At 69.7% G+C, this 17,861-nt stretch carries 15 protein-coding genes; 9 read left to right on the top strand and 6 right to left on the bottom strand.

Translation table 11 applies throughout. The annotated features are described in order from the left end of the window. Positions 1–67: 67 nt before the first annotated feature. On the top strand, positions 68–358 hold the full coding sequence (locus MT347_RS07095) for a hypothetical protein (protein WP_243499513.1): 291 nt from the start codon (positions 68–70) through the stop codon (positions 356–358). Between the two features lie 24 nt (positions 359–382). Here the strand turns inward: MT347_RS07095 and ppgK are convergent, their stop codons facing one another. Then, positions 383–1,168 (bottom strand): polyphosphate--glucose phosphotransferase, encoded by a 786-nt coding sequence (gene ppgK, locus MT347_RS07090; protein WP_243499511.1) that lies wholly within the window; start codon positions 1,166–1,168, stop codon positions 383–385. Between the two features lie 95 nt (positions 1,169–1,263). On the opposite strand from ppgK, the gene MT347_RS07085 reads away from it, so the two are divergent. From MT347_RS07085 to MT347_RS07075, 3 genes are read left to right on the top strand one after another with little or no spacing between them, the layout of a single operon-like run. Next, on the top strand, positions 1,264–1,467 hold the full coding sequence (locus MT347_RS07085) for an SPOR domain-containing protein (RefSeq protein WP_243499509.1): 204 nt from the start codon (positions 1,264–1,266) through the stop codon (positions 1,465–1,467). Positions 1,468–1,490: 23 nt separating this feature from the next. After that, a complete protein-coding gene (gene glnA / locus MT347_RS07080) occupies positions 1,491–2,831 on the top strand; it encodes a type I glutamate--ammonia ligase (protein ID WP_243499507.1) in 1,341 nt (446 codons plus the stop codon). A gap of 10 nt (positions 2,832–2,841) precedes the next feature. Continuing rightward, on the top strand, positions 2,842–5,832 hold the full coding sequence (locus MT347_RS07075; RefSeq protein ID WP_243499505.1) for a bifunctional [glutamine synthetase] adenylyltransferase/[glutamine synthetase]-adenylyl-L-tyrosine phosphorylase: 2,991 nt from the start codon (positions 2,842–2,844) through the stop codon (positions 5,830–5,832). A gap of 64 nt (positions 5,833–5,896) precedes the next feature. Here the strand turns inward: MT347_RS07075 and MT347_RS07070 are convergent, their stop codons facing one another. Beyond that, positions 5,897–7,591, bottom strand: coding sequence for a long-chain-fatty-acid--CoA ligase (locus MT347_RS07070; protein ID WP_243499503.1), 1,695 nt, complete (start codon positions 7,589–7,591; stop codon positions 5,897–5,899). Between the two features lie 166 nt (positions 7,592–7,757). Here MT347_RS07070 and MT347_RS07065 point away from each other — a divergent pair, with 166 nt between their 5' ends. Further along, complete coding sequence (locus MT347_RS07065) at positions 7,758–8,069, top strand: DUF2277 domain-containing protein (RefSeq protein ID WP_243499500.1); 312 nt, start codon at positions 7,758–7,760, stop codon at positions 8,067–8,069. A 195-nt stretch (positions 8,070–8,264) separates the two neighbouring features. On the opposite strand, the gene phoA is transcribed toward MT347_RS07065, so the two are convergent. Beyond that, on the bottom strand, positions 8,265–10,163 hold the full coding sequence (gene phoA, locus MT347_RS07060; RefSeq protein WP_243499498.1) for an alkaline phosphatase: 1,899 nt from the start codon (positions 10,161–10,163) through the stop codon (positions 8,265–8,267). Positions 10,164–10,325: 162 nt separating this feature from the next. Here phoA and MT347_RS07055 point away from each other — a divergent pair, with 162 nt between their 5' ends. Together MT347_RS07055 and MT347_RS07050 are read left to right on the top strand one after the other, a co-directional pair. Then, positions 10,326–10,733, top strand: coding sequence for a hypothetical protein (locus MT347_RS07055; protein WP_243499496.1), 408 nt, complete (start codon positions 10,326–10,328; stop codon positions 10,731–10,733). 81 nt (positions 10,734–10,814) lie between these two features. Continuing rightward, on the top strand, positions 10,815–11,831 hold the full coding sequence (locus tag MT347_RS07050) for a hypothetical protein (protein ID WP_243499494.1): 1,017 nt from the start codon (positions 10,815–10,817) through the stop codon (positions 11,829–11,831). 174 nt (positions 11,832–12,005) lie between these two features. Here the strand turns inward: MT347_RS07050 and glnA (MT347_RS07045) are convergent, their stop codons facing one another. Beyond that, positions 12,006–13,430: a type I glutamate--ammonia ligase gene (gene glnA / locus MT347_RS07045; protein ID WP_243499492.1), complete on the bottom strand. Its 1,425-nt coding sequence runs from the start codon at positions 13,428–13,430 to the stop codon at positions 12,006–12,008. 132 nt (positions 13,431–13,562) lie between these two features. Between glnA (MT347_RS07045) and MT347_RS07040 the strand changes: the two genes are divergently transcribed. Next, entirely contained in the window at positions 13,563–13,991 is a 429-nt protein-coding gene (locus tag MT347_RS07040; RefSeq protein ID WP_243499489.1) for an RDD family protein, read from the top strand. Positions 13,992–14,054: 63 nt separating this feature from the next. Here the strand turns inward: MT347_RS07040 and MT347_RS07035 are convergent, their stop codons facing one another. Next, positions 14,055–14,765, bottom strand: coding sequence for a DUF4191 domain-containing protein (locus tag MT347_RS07035; protein ID WP_243499487.1), 711 nt, complete (start codon positions 14,763–14,765; stop codon positions 14,055–14,057). A gap of 118 nt (positions 14,766–14,883) precedes the next feature. On the opposite strand from MT347_RS07035, the gene MT347_RS07030 reads away from it, so the two are divergent. Then, positions 14,884–16,068 (top strand): hypothetical protein, encoded by a 1,185-nt coding sequence (locus MT347_RS07030; RefSeq protein ID WP_243499485.1) that lies wholly within the window; start codon positions 14,884–14,886, stop codon positions 16,066–16,068. Positions 16,069–16,085: 17 nt separating this feature from the next. Here the strand turns inward: MT347_RS07030 and sucB are convergent, their stop codons facing one another. Continuing rightward, a complete protein-coding gene (sucB, locus tag MT347_RS07025; RefSeq protein WP_243499483.1) occupies positions 16,086–17,828 on the bottom strand; it encodes a 2-oxoglutarate dehydrogenase, E2 component, dihydrolipoamide succinyltransferase in 1,743 nt (580 codons plus the stop codon). Between the last annotated feature and the right edge of the window lie 33 nt (positions 17,829–17,861).

Raw genomic sequence — 17,861 nt, 5'->3', positions numbered from 1 at the left:
CCACTCCGCCGTCGAGTGTCGGAGTTATGTTCTACCATCGAGCACGGCCGGGGAAGGGGTCCGTCGCATGGGTTCGACGAGGGTCAGCGACGAGATGGTCGCGCGGGTGCTGGCATCCATCGCCCCCTGCACCCTGCAACCCGAGACGTGGGGGGCGCGCCCGATCGACTGGTACCCGCACAAACGCCCGGTGTGGGCGTGGGTAACCTGGCCGAATCGTGCGGCCACGCGCGAACCGGCCTGGGCTACCGGCGGCAACGACCGCGTCGTCATGCTCGAGGTCCCCTGCGAGGGCGGGCACTGGGCGCCGGTCGTCTGGCGAAACGCCGTCAGCGTGCGGCAGGTCGACGCCGCGTGACGACGGGGACGACCAGGGAGCCGCCTACTTGACGGCGGGGAGCGCCTCGGGCACGGGAACGGCGAGGGATGCCGCGCCAATGATGCCCGCGTTGTTGCGGTGCTTCGCCGGAACGATCGGTGCGCGCAGGTTGAGCAGCGGCAGGAAGTTCTCGGCGTGCTTCGACACGCCGCCGCCAACGACGATCAGGTCGGGGCTGAAGAGGAACTCGACGTAGTCGTAGTACCACTGCAGGCGCTTGGCCCACTTGTCCCACGACAGTTCCTCGCGCTCCATCGCCGAGTAGGCGGCGAAGTGCTCGGCATCCTTTTTGTGCCCCGCGCGCTGCAGGTGACCGAGCTCGCTGTTGGGCACGAGGACGCCGTCGTAGATCATCGCGGAGCCGATGCCGGTGCCGAGCGTGGTGAGGATGACCAGCCCCTCGACGCCCTTCGCCGCGCCGTAGCGCACCTCGGCGATGCCGGCCACGTCCGCGTCGTTCGCGAAATGGATGCCGCGCGACAAGCCGTCTTCGAAGAACTTCTCGGCCTCGAACCCGATCCACGAGCTCGACACGTTCGCGGCGGACAGGGTCTTGCCGCTCTTCACGATGGCCGGGAACGCCACACCCAGCGGCAGGTCGGTCGGAGCCTCGAGCGTCTCGAGCACCTGCCGCACTGCGGCCAGCACGTCGGCGGGTTCGGCTCCGGCGGGGGTCGCGACCTTGATGCGGTCGCTCACGAGCTCCCCGGCATCCAGATCGACGATTCCGGCCTTGATCCCGGTTCCGCCGATGTCCACTCCGACCGCATGTGACGCATTCGATGCCATACCCCTCAGCCTATCCAGCCCCACGGTCGGCATCAGTAGGATCAGGGGAGCACCGGCGGTTCACGCCGAGACGCGAGACCCACGTGAGGAGCATCGTGAGCGACGACAACAAGAAGTACTGGTACAACCTCGAGACCGGCCAGGTCGAGCAGGGGTACGAGTCACCCGCGGTCGATCGCGCCGGCCCCTTCGACACCGCCGAGGAGGCGGCCAACGCGCCGCAGCTCTTCAAGGATCGTTCGAAGAAGTGGGCTGAAGAAGAGGCCCGTGACGACTGGGGCTCCGGCTCCACCCGCTGAACGCACCGATACGAGGGATGACGATGGACAAGCAGCGTGATTTCGTCCTGCGCACGATCGAGGAGCGCGGCGTCAAGTTCGTGCGCCTGTGGTTCACCGACGTGGTGGGGACGCTGAAGTCGGTGGCGATCGCCCCGGCCGAGGTCGAGGGGGCCTTCACCGAGGGACTGGGCTTCGACGGGTCGGCGATCGAGGGGCTCACGCGCTCCTACGAGTCCGACCTCCTCGCGCATCCCGACCCCACGACATTCCAGATCCTGCCGTGGCGCGGCGAGATCGACCCGACCGCGCGCATGTTCTGCGACATCACCACGCCCGACGGCCAGCCCGCCGTGGCCGACCCCCGCCACGTGCTCAAGCGCACGCTCGCCAAGGCCGCCGACGCCGGTTTCACGTTCTACACGCACCCCGAGATCGAGTTCTACCTGCTGAAGTCCTCGCAGCTCGGCCCCGACGGGCGACCGCAGCCTGTCGACTCGGCCGGCTACTTCGACAACGTCCCCGGCGGCACGGCGCACGACTTCCGCCGTCGTTCGGTGCGCATGCTCGAAGACCTCGGCATCTCGGTCGAGTTCAGTCACCACGAGGGGGGACCCGGGCAGAACGAGATCGACCTGCGTTACGCCGACGCCCTCACCACGGCCGACAACATCATGACCTTCCGCACGGTCGTGAAGGAGGTCGCGATCGAGCAGGGCGTCTACGCCACGTTCATGCCCAAGCCCATCAGCGGCCAGCCCGGCAGCGGTATGCACACGCACCTGTCGCTGTTCGAGGGCGACATGAACGCCTTCTACGAAGAGGGCGGGCAGTACCAGCTGTCGAAGGTCGGCCGTCACTTCATCGCGGGCCTGCTGCGCCACGCAAACGAAATCTCGGCCGTGACCAACCAGTTCGTCAACTCGTACAAGCGCCTGTGGGGCGGTGACGAGGCGCCCAGCTTCATCTGCTGGGGCCACAACAACCGCTCCGCACTCGTCCGTGTGCCCCTGTACAAGCCGAACAAGGGCCAGTCGACCCGGGTCGAGTACCGCGCCCTCGACTCCGCGGCCAACCCGTACCTGTCGTACGCACTCATGCTGGCGGCCGGGCTGAAGGGCATCGAGCAGGAGTACGAGCTGCCCGCCGAGGCCGAAGACAACGTGTGGTCGCTGACCGACGCCGAACGTCGTGCGCTCGGCTATGCGCCGCTCCCGGCGAGCCTGGACCACGCCCTCGAGTACCTCGAGGAGTCCGAGCTCGTCGCCGAGACGTTGGGGGAGCAGGTGTTCAAGTACGTCCTGCTCAACAAGCGTCGCGAGTGGCAGCAGTACCGCGCCCAGGTGACGCCGTTCGAGCTCGCGAGCAACCTCGAAGCACTCTGACGGTCGTCCCATGACCTCGGGCGATCGCTCCACCGCGCTCACCGCGCTCGCTCGCACCGGCTTCTCGAGGCTCACCGAGGCCGACACGCTGCTCGGTGAGCTCGAGGCGACCGTGGGCGTCGAGCGAGCGGATGCCATGCGCCTGGCGCAGCGCGTCGCCGACCCCGACGGCGCCCTCCGGTCGATCCTGCAGGTAGCCCGGCGCGACGCGCCGGCGGTGCGCGCGGCGGCCGCCGACGCGGGGGTCTGGCGAGCACTGTGGGATCTGGTGGGAGCGTCCGACGGCTTCGCCGAGTTCTACCTCCGGCATCCCGACGAACTCGTGCACCTCTCGGGAGCGGGCCTGACCCTCCCCGACGAGCAGACCATGCGCGCCGAGCTCCTCGCATCCGTCGGCGACGTCGACGGGTTCGCGTCCGACGCCTCGGATGCCGCGTGGGTCGCCCTGCGCGTGCGCTATCGCCGCCTGGTGGCCCGCATCGCCGCGTACGACCTCGGGCAGGACGACCCGGCGGGAGCGATCGATGTCGTCTCCGCCGCCCTGGCCGACATCGCCGGCGCCGCCCTTGAGGCATCGCTGAGCGTCGCCCGCGCCCGGGTGTCGGCTCCCGGGCCCGGCTCGTTCCCGCGCGAGAACGTCGAAGCCACCCGCTTCGCCATCATCGCGATGGGCAAGACCGGGGCGCGCGAGCTCAACTACGTCAGCGATGTAGACGTGATCTTCGTCGGCGGCACGGCCGACGAGGACGTCGTGTCGGAGGCGCGGGCGATCGACATCGGCACCCGCCTCGCCGTGCAGACGATGCGCGGCATCTCGGGGCCGGAGATCGAGCCGCCCCTGTGGGAGGTCGACCCCAACCTCCGCCCCGAGGGGAAGCAGGGCGCGCTCGTCCGAAGCCTCGCCTCCCACCAGCAGTACTACGACCGCTGGGCGAAGAGCTGGGAGTTCCAGGCGCTGCTCAAAGCGCGTGCCATCGCGGGCGACCCGACCCTCGGTGCCGACTACGTCGCAGCCGTGCAGCCGCTGGTGTGGCACAGCGCCGCGCGCGAGAACTTCGTCGAGGGCGTCCAGCGCATGCGCGAGCGCGTCACGGAGCACATCCCCGCATCCGAGGTGAACCGGCAGGTCAAGCTCGGCCCGGGCGGCATTCGAGATGTGGAATTCACCGTGCAGCTGCTCCAGCTCGTGCACGGTCTCACCGACGAGCGCATTCGCCAGCGGGGGAGCCTCGAGGCTCTCGACGCCCTCGTGGCCGAGGGGTACATCGGACGCTCGGAGGCGGAGGCCTTCGCTCGCGACTACCGCCTGCTGCGTCTGCTCGAGCACCGTCTGCAGCTGCGCGGGCTCCGCCGCACGGCGCTCCTGCCCGAGAAGGACGACGACCTGCGCGTGCTCGCGCGGGCGACGCGCTTGGCCGACTCGGCATCCGGGGTCCAGGCGGCGTGGGAGAGCATCAAGCGCGAGGTGCGCGACATCCACGTGCGCTTGTTCTATCGCCCACTGCTGTCGGCCGTGGCGTCGCTTCCCGAGGGGGAGCGGACGTTGTCCACCGAGCAGGCACGCGATCGTCTCGCGGCCATCGGCTTCCGTGACCCCGCCGGCGCGCTTCGTCACATCGCGGCGCTCACCACCGGCCTCAGCCGCAAGTCGACGATCCAACGCCACCTCATGCCGATCATGATCCGGTGGTTCGCCGATGGCGTCGACCCCGACTACGGTCTGCTCGTCTTCCGCCGCATCAGCGAGCGACTGGGCAACACGCCGTGGTTCCTGCGCATGCTGCGCGACTCCGCGGGAGCGGCCGAGAGTCTGACCCGGGTGTTGTCGGGGTCCCGCTACATCGGCGAACTGATGGAGTGGATCCCCGAGTCCGTCGCGTGGCTCGACGACGACGCCCTGCTGCGACCTCGCTCGGGCAAAGCGCTCGAAGAGGAAGCGCGGGCGATCCAGACCCGCTGGCAGAATATCGACGACGCCATGCGCTCGGTGCGCGCCCTCCGGCGCCGCGAGATGCTGCGTGTTGCCATGGCAGCGGTCCTCGGCACGGTGTCGCTCGAAGAACTGGCCGACGCCCTCTCCACGATCACCGAGGTGACGATCCAGGCGACGCTCCGCGCGGTGCGTCGCGTGGTCGTTCCACCCGAAGACGACGACCTCGACTTCGCGGTCATCGCGATGGGGCGCTTCGGCGGTCGGGAGATGGGCTTCGGTTCGGATGCCGATGTCATGTACGTCTACCGCGCCAACGGCGTCGACCCTCAGCGTGCGAGCGCGCTCGCCCTCAAGCTCGTCGCCGGTCTTCGCGAGCAGTCGGAGGATCACCGCCTCCCCCTCGACCTCGACGCGGAGCTGCGGCCCGAGGGGCGGAGCGGGCCGCTCGCCCGCTCGATCGAGGCGTACGCAGAGTACTACCGGCGCTGGTCGCTGTCGTGGGAAGCCCAGGCGCTCCTCCGGGCGCGCGGTGTCGCGGGCAGCGTCAAGCTCATCGCGGCGTTCATGGAGCTCGCCGACGACGTGCGCTACCCGGTGTCGGCCGATCAGAACGGGCTACGGGAGATCCGGCGCATCAAGGCGCGCGTCGAGAACGAACGCCTTCCGCAGGGCGCCGATCCCACGCGCCACCTGAAACTCGGGCCGGGCTCGCTCAGCGACGTCGAGTGGCTGGTGCAGCTCCTGCAACTGCAGCACGCCCGCGCCGTCCCGGCGATGCGCACGACCTCCACGCTGGCGGCGCTGCACGCCGCCGTCGACGCCGGGATCGTCGAAGCGGACGCGGCCGAGAAGCTCGCAGCCGCCTGGCACTTGGCCAGCCGGCTGCGTTCGGCCAACACGTTGCTGTCGGGGCAGACGAGTGACGTGTTGCCCGCCGACCGCGTGCGCCTCGACGGTATCGGTCGGATCCTCGAGTATCCGCCTCGTTCGGCGACGCGGGTCGAAGAGGACTACCTCGGTGCGACGCGACGGGCGCGACGCGTGTTCGACAAGCTCTTCTACGGCTGAGCGGACGGGACGCCGCCACCCGGCGCGCGCGGCATCCCCTTCGACTTTCGAGCGAAGGTCGCCCTCACGACATGAGTCGCTCGCGCACCTCGCGTCGAAGGACCTTGCCGATGAGCGAACGAGGCAGATCGTCGACCACGACGATGCGCCGAGGCACCTTGTAGGCGGCCAGACGCGTCTTGCAGAAGTCGCGGACGGCCTCTGGCTCGACCTCAACTCCGTCGCGCAGCACGATCGCGGCGGCGACGTCTTCTCCACCCGACGACTTCGGAAGGGCGACGACCGCCGCCCCGGCGATGTCGGGGTGCGAGGTGAGCACGTCCTCGACCTCGCTCGGGGACACGTTGAAGCCGCCGGTGATGATGATCTCCTTCAGACGGTCGACGATCGTAACGAAGCCGTCATTCGAGACCGAGGCGATGTCGCCCGTGCGCAGCCAGCCGCCGTCGATGAGCGTCTCGGCCGTGTCGGAGGGACGGTTCCAGTAGCCCTGGAACACCTGGGGACCGCGCAGGAGCAACTCGCCGGCCTCGCCGAGCGGCAGGTCGGTGGCGGGGTCGTCGGGGTCGACGACCCGGATGTCGGTGCTCGGGAACGGCACCCCCACCGTCCCGGGGCGGCGCGACGGGCCGATCGGGTTCCCCAACGCGACGGGGGACGACTCCGTCATCCCGTACCCCTCGACGAGCAGCCCTCCCGTGGCGGCCTCCCAGCGGTCGACGGTCGCGACGGGAAGACTCATCGCGCCTGAGATCGCGAACCGCACGCTGGTCAGATCGATGGTGCCGCGCGCCGCGGCTCGGGCGAGCTGGTCGTAGATGGGAGGCACGGCGGGCAGGAAGGTGGGCGGGCTCTTCTTGGTCGCTGCAGCGACCAGCTCGAGGTCGTACTTGGGGAAGAGCACGAGCTTCGCCCCGATGCTCATGGCAAAGGTGAGGCAGAGGGTGAGACCGTAGGCGTGGAACAGCGGGAGGACGCCGTAGAACGTCTCCTCGCCGTCGCGGAGCCCGGGCACCCACGCGCGCCCCTGCATGGCGTTGGCTCGGAGATTCGCGTGCGTGAGAACCGCCCCCTTGGGGCTCCCGGTGGTCCCGCTGGTGTACTGCAGCAGCGCGATGTCGTCGAGCGCGGGTCCGTGGTGCTTGCGCGCGAGCGTGCCGTGCGTGAGCAGCTTCTTCCAGGCCAGCGGTCGCTTCGACGTCGGGGCGGCGGTCAGTTGGTTGCGCGCCGCGCGGGCCTTGGCCACGGGCAGGCGAAGGGCGAGCCGCTTACCGAGGGGGAGCGCCTCGGTGATGTCGACGCTCACGACGTGCTCGAGCGCGAGATCGGACGGAAAATCGGCGACGGTGTCGGCGAGTTTGTCCCACACGATCGCGAATCGCGCCCCGTGGTCCTCGAACTGATGACGGAGCTCGCGTGGGGTGTAGAGCGGGTTGTGCTCGATGACGATCGCACCCAGGCGGAGCGCGGCGTAGAACGCCACGACGTGCTGGGGCGAGTTCGGCAGCACCAGCGCGACGCGGTCACCGGGTCGTACGCCCAGTCGCCGTAGTCCCTCGGCGGCGCGGCCCACCTGGTCGCCGAGCTCGCGATAGGTCGTCGGGGCGCCGAAGAACTCGAGCGCCGTCTTCTTGCCGTAGCGCGCGACCGAGTCCGCGAGCATCTCGGGGAGGGTCTGCGAGGGGACGTCGATCTCGGGCGGGACGCCCTCAGCGTACGAACTCGACCACGGACGTGAGGCGTAAGGAGACTCCGGCATGGCTCCATCCTTCCAAGACCCTCCGACATTGCGGGCACGGTTGACGGGGATGCCGCGCGGTCGAGCTCGTTCGCCGGCCGCGCGCCGGCCGCAGTCGACCTCGCCGCGTTTGCCGATGGGTGGGAGACTCTCGCGAACGGCGGGCGATCGGCCTACCCTGTGGGGCATGTGCCGCAACATCGTCCCCCTGCACAACTTCACGCCCCCGGCGACGGATGCCGAGTGCCACGATGCCGCCGAGCAGTTCGTTCGCAAGATCGTCGGCACGACGACGCCCTCGAGGGCCAATCGCCCGGTGTTCGACCGCGCCGTCGACGAGATCGAGGCCTCGCTCCGTCGTCTGCTCGACGACCTCGTGACCACGGCGCCGCCCAAGGTGCGCGAGGTCGAGGCGGCCAAGCGGCAGGCGCGCTCCGCCGAGAGGTACGAAGCCATCCGCGTCTTCCAGGAGCACAAACGCGCAGAGCGCGCGGGCTGACCGCTGCGGCATCCGGTCACGCCTAGCCGGGTGTCGAGTCCGCCGCCGGATCGTGCGGATGCCGCGCCTGCGCCTCAGACCGGGCAGAATCCGTGTCCGCCCCTGATGCCGGGGGCATAGCCACGCCCGCCCCGGATCCGCGCGCGAGGGAACGCCCGCCCCCGCCGGGGCGGGGACGGGCGTTAAGGGTGCGACTCAGACGAAGTCGGTACGGCGCTGACGACGCGCGCGCAGGTAGGCGCCGGCTGCGAGCAGTCCCGCCGCGATCACGGCGGCGCCGATCGGCAGAGCGGCACCGGTCATCGCCAGTGGAGCACCGCCGTTGCCTCCACCGGCGATTGCGCCGGCACCGGCCGAAGCCGAGGGCGCCGGAGTCGGGGTGGTCGTCGGCACCGGAGCGGCCGAGGCAGACACCGTGAACGACGCGGTCTTGGTCGTCCCCGTCTGCGAGCCGCGGACGGTCACCTCATACGCGCCCTCCTTGGTGGGCGCGGTGGCAGCGAAGCCGGCGGAACCGCGGAGCGCATCGCGCTGACCGAGGTCGCCCGCACCCGTGATCTCGCCGGTGAGCTGCCAATCGGCGGCGAAGCCGTTCGCCACGACCGTGAACTCCGCGCCCGGGCGGACCTCCGCGGGGACCGACAGGGTCGCCGCGGTGCTGAGCGCCGCCAGGTTCTGAGAAAGCGCGAGACCGTTCGCGGCGGTGAAGAACAGGTCGGTCTGGTCGGTCAAGCCGACGACGTTCGCCGCGCCGGGGCCATACCCGGCGATGCGCACCTGCGAACCGGTGTGCTGCTGCGATCCGCCCGCGGGCGAGGTACCGTAGGCGACGATCAGGGGCTGGCCGTCGGCCGTGAGCAGGTGGGTGTTGAGGCCGGGGATGGCCGAGCCCACGATCTGGCTCGTGTGGGCGTGGTCGGCCGTGACGACCACGAGGGTGTCGCCTTGCGTGCGAGCGAATTCGAGGGCGACCTGCACGGCCTCGTCGAGGTCGACGGTCTCACCGATCTGGCCGCACGCGTTCGCGGCGTGGTCCTGCTTGTCGATGCTCGCGCCCTCGACCTGCAGGAAGAAGCCGTCCTCGCCGTCGAGCAGGTCGATCGCCTTCGACGTGAGGGATGCCAGCGACAGTCCCGTCGCGAGGCGGTCGGGGTTCTCGGCGCAGGCGACCGGGGCGGGCAGCTGTCCGCCGGCCGTCAGGTCGGTCGCTGCCGGGCCGTTCCAGCGCACCGGGAAGTTGCCCTCGGTGAAGAGACCGAGCAGGGGCCGGTCGGCATCCGCCGTCGTCACGGCGTCGAGACCCGCGGCGTCCTTCACGAGGGTGAAGCCGCGGTCCTCGGCCTGCGCCGAGAGGGTCTTGCCCTGCCACGGGCCCGCCTTCGCGGTCTGCGCGAAGCTCGCCGCGCCGCCACCGAGGGTGACATCGGGGCGCACGTTCAGGAGCTGCTCGCTGATCGAGCCGAGGCCGCCGTTCTCCAGCGCCTCCGAGGCGCAGTTCTTCGACGTCTGGTCGGGGCCGTAGCACCCGCGGGCGGAGATGTGCGAGATCTGCGCACCGGGGGTCGCATCCTGGATCTCCGCCGTCGAGACGTTGCCGGTCTTCAGGCCGTTGGCCTTGGCGATCTCGAGCAGCGTCGCCTGCGGCTTGTTCGCGACGTCGACGCTGAGACGGCCGTTGACCGTCTTCGTGCCCGTCGCCCACGCGCTCGCGGTCGAGGCCGACTCGGAGGCGTAGTTGGGCTTGCCCGCCTCGTCGATCGAGTACGTCGTGTACTGCCCGGTCAGCGGGAGGGCGTCGATGCCGGCGAACCGCCCGGCGGCACCCTCGGCGTAGTCGCGGGCGACGGTGATCTCGGAGTCGCCCATGCCGTCACCGATTAGAAGGATGACGTTCTTGGCCGGCCCGTCGACGATCGAGGCGCGGAGGGCGTCGGTCATGTCGCCGTCGTTGCGAGCCGCGCCGCCGTGCTCGGTGATGTCGGGCGTCGCGGCCAGCGCGGGAGCGGCCACGAGGCCGATGGAAGTCGAGGCCGCCAGCGCGACGGCCACTGAAGCGGCGGCCGCGCGGAGGCGTCGGGAAGTGCGAGAGTCCATGGGGGAGTCCTTCGTCGGATCGAGGCGGTCGTCGACCGCAGAGCAAGCCCACCGCCCGACGAACACCCCTTCGCGATGCTGAGGTGAAGATCAGGTGTCCAGACGGTGGTCAATCGCCCACCGGCGATCATCCTTCGAATGAGCGCGCCTAGGCTCGGCTCGATGACCGTCGCCGTATCCCGCCCGTCCGACCGGCGCGCCGCCGAGCGCGCGGTGCGGCTGGCGCTCGCGGTCTTCCTCCTGCTCTGCGCCTGGGCCACGACCCACTTCGATGAAGCGGGCGGTCACCACGAGGGCACGGCGCACAGCGCCATCACGGTCGGTTCCCTCCTGCACGCGGATGAGAACGCGATTCCGGATGCCGCGCTGGTCCCGCCCGTCGACACCGACGCGACGAACGTGGTCGCCGCCGACGGGTCGATCGTCATGGCTCTGCTCGTCCTCACTGCCGTCGTGCTCGTCGTCCTGGGCCTCCGTCCGCTCGCGGCAGTCCGCGGAGGCGCGATGCCGTCGGGCGCGCCGCCGCCACGGCGGCATCCTCTGATCGTCTTCGGAATCTCCCGGATCTGAGGTCGCACGCCGCCGCTCACGCGGTGGATCGCGGTCGTCTGTCGACGACCCTCCGTGTCGACCTCAGCCCGGGAGTTCTCCATGTCCGCCGTTCCTGCATTTCCTGCCGCCATCCGCCCGTCGAACTCGGCACCGCGCGGTCGTCGCCAAGTGCGACTCGCCGCCGACGATCTCGCCGAGATCGTCGAATTGGCGCTGCGATCCACGGGACCCGGCGCCCGTGCCGTGCTCGCGCAGATCGCCGACCACGACGGGGCGGGTGCGTCAGAGGTCATCGCGGGGATCCTCGAGCGCACGTCCCCCCGCTCGGCCCCTCGGAGCCGCCGCTCGACGTCGCCGTCCGTGACGGTCGAGCGCGTGGTGCCGCCACCCGTGGCGTCCCTCGACGAGCGGCGATCGCGTCAGCTCGCCGCCGTCGCCGATCGACTCACCGACGGGGGAACCGTTCTGCTCACCGGCCCGGAGGGCGCCGGCAAGACCCTCCAGGCACGGTGGATGGCACGTCATCGCGACCGTGCGCTCGTGACGATCGATCTCGTCGCTTCCGTCCATGTCGCACTTCCGCGTCTGGTCGACTCGGTCGCGAACGCCACGGCATCGGGGATGACCGTGCACCTGGATCACGCCGACGGACGCGATTCGGGGGCGCTGACCGCCCTCATTCATGCCCGGGTGGGTTCGGGCCTCGTCCTGATCGAGGCGACCGAGCCGCGGCTCGGCCTCCCGGCCGACGCGGTCGTGGAGGTCGGACTTCCCGAGGTGTCGGAGATCGGGACGCTCGTGCGCGAAATGGTGGGGGAGGTCGACGACCGTGCTCTTCGGGTGATCGCGGCGCTGCTTCGCGGCGAGACGCCGCGCGCGATCGAGCAGGCGGTCGAGCGCGCCCGTCGCTTCGCCGCGATGACCGAGATCACCGTTCCGGAGGCCCTCCGAGCGGCGAGCGTCCAGCGTCTCGCGTCATGGCCGCCGAGGCGTCGGCGCGACGTGGCGATCACCCTGTTGCAAACGGCGGGGCTCAGCCAGCGCGCCGTGCAGGAGATGACCGGTATCAGCCGTGACACGCTGCGCCGCCACGCCCCAGCAGCCGACCCGGGGTGACGGCTCGTCCGGGCCGCGATCACGGGGGAGGGGCGCTGACACCTCCCGGTCTTGCGCCTGCGCGCAGTGAGATCTCACCGGGTCACGGCTCGGACGCGACCCCGACCCCGCGCAAACGACGACGCCCGCCCCCGCGAAACGGCGGGGACGGGCGTCGACGTGGTGCTGAGGCGATCAGACCCCGAAGTACAGCTCGTACTCGAAGGGGTGCGGACGCTGAGCCATCGGCTGGATCTCGTTCTCGATCTTGTACTCGATCCAGGTGTCGATCAGCTCCTGCGTGAAGACGCCACCGGCGAGCAGGAACTCGTGGTCGGCGCGCAGGGCCTCGAGCGAGTCGAGCAGCGAGTTGGGAACCTGCGGGATGTTCGCGGCCTCTTCAGCGGGGAGCTCGTAGAGGTCCTTGTCGACGGGCTCGTGGGGCTCGATGCGGTTCTTGATGCCGTCGATGCCGGCCATGAGCTGCGCGGCGAACGCGAGGTACGGGTTACCCGAGGCGTCGGGAGCGCGGAACTCGATGCGCTTGGCCTTGGGGTTCGTGCCCGTGATCGGGATACGGATGGCCGCGGAGCGGTTACCGGCCGAGTACACCAGGTTGACCGGCGCCTCGAAGCCCTTCACCAGACGGTGGTAGCTGTTGAGGGTCGGGTTGGTGAAGGCGAGGACGGCCGGAGCGTGAGCCAGCAGACCACCGATGTACCAGCGGGCGACGTCGGAGAGTCCGCCGTAGCCGGTCTCGTCGTAGAACAGCGGCTTGCCGTCGTTCCACAGCGACTGGTGGGTGTGCATGCCGGAGCCGTTGTCACCGAAGAGCGGCTTGGGCATGAAGGTCGCGACCTTGCCCCACAGCTCTGCGGTGTTCTTGACGATGTACTTGAACTTCAGGATGTCGTCGGCCGCGTGCAGCATCGTGTCGAAGCGATAGTTGATCTCCTGCTGACCGCCGGTGCCGACCTCGTGGTGCGATCGCTCGAGCGCGAAGCCCGCCTCGATCAGCTTCAGGGTGATGTCGTCGCGGAGGTCCGCCGTCTTGTCGACGGGCGAGACCGGGAAGTAGCCACCCTTGTACGGGGTCTTGTTGGCGAGGTTTCCGCCCTCTTCGACGCGGCCGGTGTTCCAGGCGCCCTCTTCGGAGTCCACCGAGAAGAAGCTCGAGTTCTGCTTCACTTCGTAGCGGACGTCGTCGAAGATGTAGAACTCCGCCTCGGGGGCGAAGAATGCGGTGTCGGCGATGCCGGTCGAGGCGAGGTACTTCTCGGCCTTCTTGGCGACCTGACGCGGGTCCTTGGAGTAGATCTCCCCGTTGCGCGGGTTGTAGATGTCGAAGATCATGACGAGGGTCTTGGCCTCGCGGAACTGATCGACGTAGGCCGTCGTCACGTCCGGGATCAGCTGCATGTCGGACTCGTGGATGTTCGCGAACCCGCGGATCGACGAGCCATCGAACAGCTGTCCGACGGTGAAGAACTCCTCGTCGACGGTCGAAGCGGGGATGTTGAAGTGCTGCTGCACACCAGGAAGATCCGTGAAACGGATGTCGAGGAACTTGACGTCCTCGTCCTGGATGAACTTGAGCACCTCGGACGAATCTTTGAACATGAAGACTCCAGAGGTAGAACATTCGGGATCGGCGGGCCTCGCCCAGCCTCCTCGACCCTATACAGAACCGGTGTCTCGGCGATATCTCGCATGTTTCGGGCGTGTTACGTGGACCCGATTACTGTGGATGCCGTGAGCGCATCCGCTGAGAACGACTACCCGGGCCAGCGGCTCGGCCTTCCCCGAGAGGGCCCTGGATCCATCGCCCGTCCGGGCCGACGGATCGCCGCACTCCTGATCGACGTCGCGAGCGCAGGACTTGTCGGATTCGCGTTCTTCTCGTCGCCCGATCCGGTCACCGGCGTGCCGTTCGCCAACCCGGTCGCGGCGAACGTCATCTTCTTCGTCGTGCAGATCCTGTTCATCCCGCTCATCGGCGGAAGCCCCGGACATCGGTTGATGGGGATGCGTCTCGAGTTGGCATCCGGAGCCTGGGTGGGCCTGTGGCGGCCCATCGTCCGGACCGTGCTGCTGGCGCTGATCATCCCCGCCGTCGTCTGGGACGCCGATCAACGCGGCCTGCACGACAAGGTCGTGGGGACGGTTCTCGTCCGGACGTGACGGCCCGTCTCTGCAGGAAGAAGGCCCCCGCCGGCGATGGCAGGGGCCTTGTTCACACCGAGATCAACGCGGACGCGGTGAGCGCATCTTGGTGGGGTCGACGCCCTTGGGGATGGGCAGCGACGACATACCCTGCGAGACCGATGCCACGCGCTTGATGACCGCCGCCATGGTCGCGCGATCGACCTTCTTCGGCAGTGCCTTGATGGCGGAGGCGAGCTTCGCGATCGGCACCTCGTCCTGGCCGTGTCCGACGTAGAGCACCGTCACCGGCACGCCCGAGGCGACGCGCTGGACCCGACCGCGCTCCTCGCCGACGAGGCGGGTGAGACGACTGCGGTTGCCTTCGCCGATCAGCACCACGCCGCCGCGGCCGATGGCGCGGTAGAGCGCCTCCTGCGTGCGCGGGTTCACGCCCACCGGAGTCTCGGAAGCCTGCCAGTTGCGGCCGAGCGACGACGACAGCACGTGACCGGTGGCACCCGGCATCCCGTCGATCTTCTTGTACATGGCCGTCGTCGACAGGCGGGTCATCGTGATCATCGCAATCAGGATGCCGAGCAGCAGGCCGGTCACACCCCACAGGATGACGCTCCACACCGCCGGGGGCGGAATCAGGAGGCCGACGACGACGCCGAGGGCGATGCCCACCAGCACGATGCCGGCCAGCAGGAACGGCAGCCACCGGTACTCCTTCTGGGTGAAGGTGTAGAGGGTCTTGAGCTGCGAGAAGAAGCCCGGACGCTTCTCGGGCGTGGAAGTACGAGCGGCCATGGGATCGATTCTATCTTCGCCGCCGCCCCCTCCTCCCCAGAACGTCAATCGTCGCTTTCATCCCCGTTCGGTCGACGACGCTCTCCGGCGGGGGAGCGTCTCGACCACCATCGAGCGGATGAGCACCCCCGCGGCATCCGTCCTGGTCGAACCGTTCGACGCCTACCTCCTGCGGCGATCCCGGAGCGCGATCGCCGTCGCGCCGGGCGAGGCGGTCACTGCGGCAGTCGCGCTCCTTCGAGGCTGCCGTAGAGCGACGGGCCGCTTCACCGGGGCGGTGTGGTGGATGCGCGCCGATGGGTGCCCGATCGCGGTGGAGGATGACGAGAGCCCGGATGCCATCGCGGCCACGGCCGACACTCTCGAGCAGATCGCGACGATCGCGGAAGAGGATGCCACCCGGGAAATGCTGACGCGCGCCCGCCAGAGCGTACTCACTCTGCCCCCGCGTGAGTGGGAGGCCCTGGAACGCCGGCTCTTCCATCACGCCGACCCGCTCCCCCTCGTTCTCGGGCCTCTGACCCCGGTGACGGGTGCTCCGTCAGATCCCGGAGTCGACGCCCCGTCCGGCGGCGCTGCTGCGTGGGATGTCCCCGCGGCCTCACGGAGCCCCGCGGCGTCGCGTGACGTCGTGGGTCCGGGCGCGCCGTCGCGCGTGCTTGCGCTCGTCGACGCCGATCTCGCGGATGCCGTGCAGGAGGTGCTCCGCGAGCTTCGGACGCGGTGGCGCACATCCCGGGCCGTTCGCCTCGGAGCGGTGGGCGCGGCCGCCGCGCTGGTGGCGGTGATCGGCTTGCTGGTGTGGACGTCGCCCGTGACGCCGGAGGCGACGGCGGTGGACCCGTCTCCCACCCCGTCCGACGGAATCCCCCGCTCGACGCAGGTTCCGACCGAGCTTCCCGCGGAGCTTGTGACGTCGTCCGATTCACCGTCGCCTCCGTCCGCCGCGGTGTCGCCCGATGGAGCTGCCGACACGACGGGCTCGACGGCTGCGCCGCCCCCGCAAGGGGGCGCAATGTCGTCCGACGATCCGGTGACGGCGGCCCGTGCCGTGTTCACGGAAGTGGTTCGATGTGCCGACGACACGGCATGCGTCGCGGCGTACGAGGAGGACTCGGCGTCCTCACGCGAACCGTTGCCCCCTGGCGCCGCGACCGGAGACATCCAGCTCATCGACGATTTCGGCGGGGTTGCCGTCGTCCGCCTCGCCGTCGACGTGAACACCCAGTACGTGACGCTCGTGCGGCAAGAAGACCGATGGCTGGTCCGCGCCGTCAGAACAGTCGCGGACCAGCCATCGTGAGCCGGTATGGCGTGGGGTCAGATCCCGAGGTCGCCCTCGAACTGCGCCGCCTCGAGGCGGGCCTTGACGGCGCCGAGGAAGCGCGCGGCGTCGGCCCCGTCGATGGTGCGGTGGTCGTACGACAGTGCGAGATAGACGTAGGAACGGACCGAGATCGCATCCTTGCCGTCGACCGACACGACGCCGGGCTTCTTCACGACGGCACCGAGGCCGAGGATGGCCGACTGCGGCAGGAAGACGATCGGGGTGTCGAACAGCGCGCCCCGCGAACCGGTGTTCGTCAGCGTGAACGTGCCACCCGCGAGCTCGTCGGGCTTGAGCTTGTTGTCGCGGGTACGAGCGGCCAGGTCGGCGATCTCGCGAGCGAGCTGCGCGATGTTCTTGTCGCCCGCCTCCTTGATCACCGGCGTGAGCAGGCCGCGCTCGGTGTCGACCGCGATGGCCACGTTCTCCTGGGCGGGGTAGACGATCTCGTCACCCTCCACCGTGGAGTTGATGATCGGGTACGTCTTGAGCGCCTCGATGGCCGCAATCGCGAAGAACGGCAGGAACGAGAGCTTGTCGCCCGTCTTCTGCTGGAATTCGCCCTTCATCCGGTCGCGGAGCGCGGCGACCTTGGTCACGTCGACCTCGACGACCGTGGTCAGCTGCGCCGTGGCCTGCATCGACGCCACCGCGCGTTCGGCGATGACCTTGCGCAGTCGCGACATCTTCTGGGTGGTCCCGCGCAGCGGCGAGACCTCCACGGCAGCGGGAGCTGCGGCAGGGGTGGTCGCGGGGGCCGACGCCGCGGCGGGTGCGGCCTTGGCGGCCTCAGCGGCCTTCAGCACGTCTTCCTTGCGGATGCGTCCGCCGACGCCGCTTCCCTTGACCGAGGCGAGGTCGACGCCCTGCTGCTGAGCCAGTCGGCGCACGAGCGGGGTGACGTAGGTGACGTCGTCGTTCGACGACGCGGCGGGCGCCGGGGCGGCGGGCTTGTCCTCCGCGACGGGAGCGGGCTGCGCAGCGGGCTTCCCCTCCGCAGCGGGAGCCGGCTTCTCTTCCGGCTTCTCCTCCGCGACGGGCGCAGGGGTCTCAGCCGGCTTCTCCTCCGCGGCGGGCGCGGCCGGGGCCTCGGGCTGCGCAGCCGGGGCTGCACCGCTGCCGATGCGGGCGAGGGCGGCACCGACGTTGACCGTCTCGTCTTCCTGGACGAGGATCTCCTGCAGCGTGCCGGCGACCGGCGACGGAATCTCGGTGTCGACCTTGTCGGTCGAGATCTCGAGGAGCGGCTCGTCGACGGCGACGTCGTCGCCGACGGCCTTGAGCCAACGGGTGACCGTACCTTCGGTCACGCTCTCGCCCAGCTCGGGGAGCGTGACTTCGGACGAGTCGCCACCCGCGGCGGGAGCGGATTGCTCGGCCGCGGCGGGAGCGGGCTGCTCGGCCGGAGCGGACTCGGCGGGAGCGGCCTGCTCGGCGGGGGCGGAATCCTGCTCGGCCGGGGCGGCCTGCGGAGCGTCGTCGGACGACGATGCGCCCGATCCGTCACCGATCTTGGCGAGGACGGCGCCGACCTCGACGGTCTCGTCCTCCTGGACGAGGATCTCCTCGATGACCCCGGAGACGGGCGAGGGGATCTCGGTGTCGACCTTGTCGGTCGAGATCTCCAGCAGACCCTCGTCCTCCTGGACGGTGTCACCGACCTGCTTGAGCCAGCGGGTGACCGTTCCCTCGGTGACGCTCTCGCCGAGAGCGGGGAGGACGACGGAAGTGCTCATGAATATGTCTCCTTCGTACCGGATGCGGTACCT

This window comes from Microbacterium sp. VKM Ac-2923, assembly GCF_022815605.1.
Lineage (GTDB): Bacteria > Actinomycetota > Actinomycetes > Actinomycetales > Microbacteriaceae > Microbacterium.
This window is presented reverse-complemented; position numbering and strand designations above follow the sequence as displayed.

Bases quoted from the DNA above. Each gene is read 5' to 3' on its own strand.
- MT347_RS07095 (WP_243499513.1), top strand. From the start codon at position 68: ATGGGTTCGACGAGGGTCAGCGACGAGATGGTCGCGCGGGTGCTGGCA.
- ppgK (WP_243499511.1), bottom strand. From the start codon at position 1,168: ATGGCATCGAATGCGTCACATGCGGTCGGAGTGGACATCGGCGGAACC.
- glnA (WP_243499507.1), top strand. From the start codon at position 1,491: ATGGACAAGCAGCGTGATTTCGTCCTGCGCACGATCGAGGAGCGCGGC.
- MT347_RS07075 (WP_243499505.1), top strand. From the start codon at position 2,842: ATGACCTCGGGCGATCGCTCCACCGCGCTCACCGCGCTCGCTCGCACC.
- MT347_RS07070 (WP_243499503.1), bottom strand. From the start codon at position 7,591: ATGCCGGAGTCTCCTTACGCCTCACGTCCGTGGTCGAGTTCGTACGCT.
- MT347_RS07065 (WP_243499500.1), top strand. From the start codon at position 7,758: ATGTGCCGCAACATCGTCCCCCTGCACAACTTCACGCCCCCGGCGACG.
- phoA (WP_243499498.1), bottom strand. From the start codon at position 10,163: ATGGACTCTCGCACTTCCCGACGCCTCCGCGCGGCCGCCGCTTCAGTG.
- MT347_RS07055 (WP_243499496.1), top strand. From the start codon at position 10,326: ATGACCGTCGCCGTATCCCGCCCGTCCGACCGGCGCGCCGCCGAGCGC.
- MT347_RS07050 (WP_243499494.1), top strand. From the start codon at position 10,815: ATGTCCGCCGTTCCTGCATTTCCTGCCGCCATCCGCCCGTCGAACTCG.
- glnA (WP_243499492.1), bottom strand. From the start codon at position 13,430: ATGTTCAAAGATTCGTCCGAGGTGCTCAAGTTCATCCAGGACGAGGAC.
- MT347_RS07035 (WP_243499487.1), bottom strand. From the start codon at position 14,765: ATGGCCGCTCGTACTTCCACGCCCGAGAAGCGTCCGGGCTTCTTCTCG.
- MT347_RS07030 (WP_243499485.1), top strand. From the start codon at position 14,884: ATGAGCACCCCCGCGGCATCCGTCCTGGTCGAACCGTTCGACGCCTAC.
- sucB (WP_243499483.1), bottom strand. From the start codon at position 17,828: ATGAGCACTTCCGTCGTCCTCCCCGCTCTCGGCGAGAGCGTCACCGAG.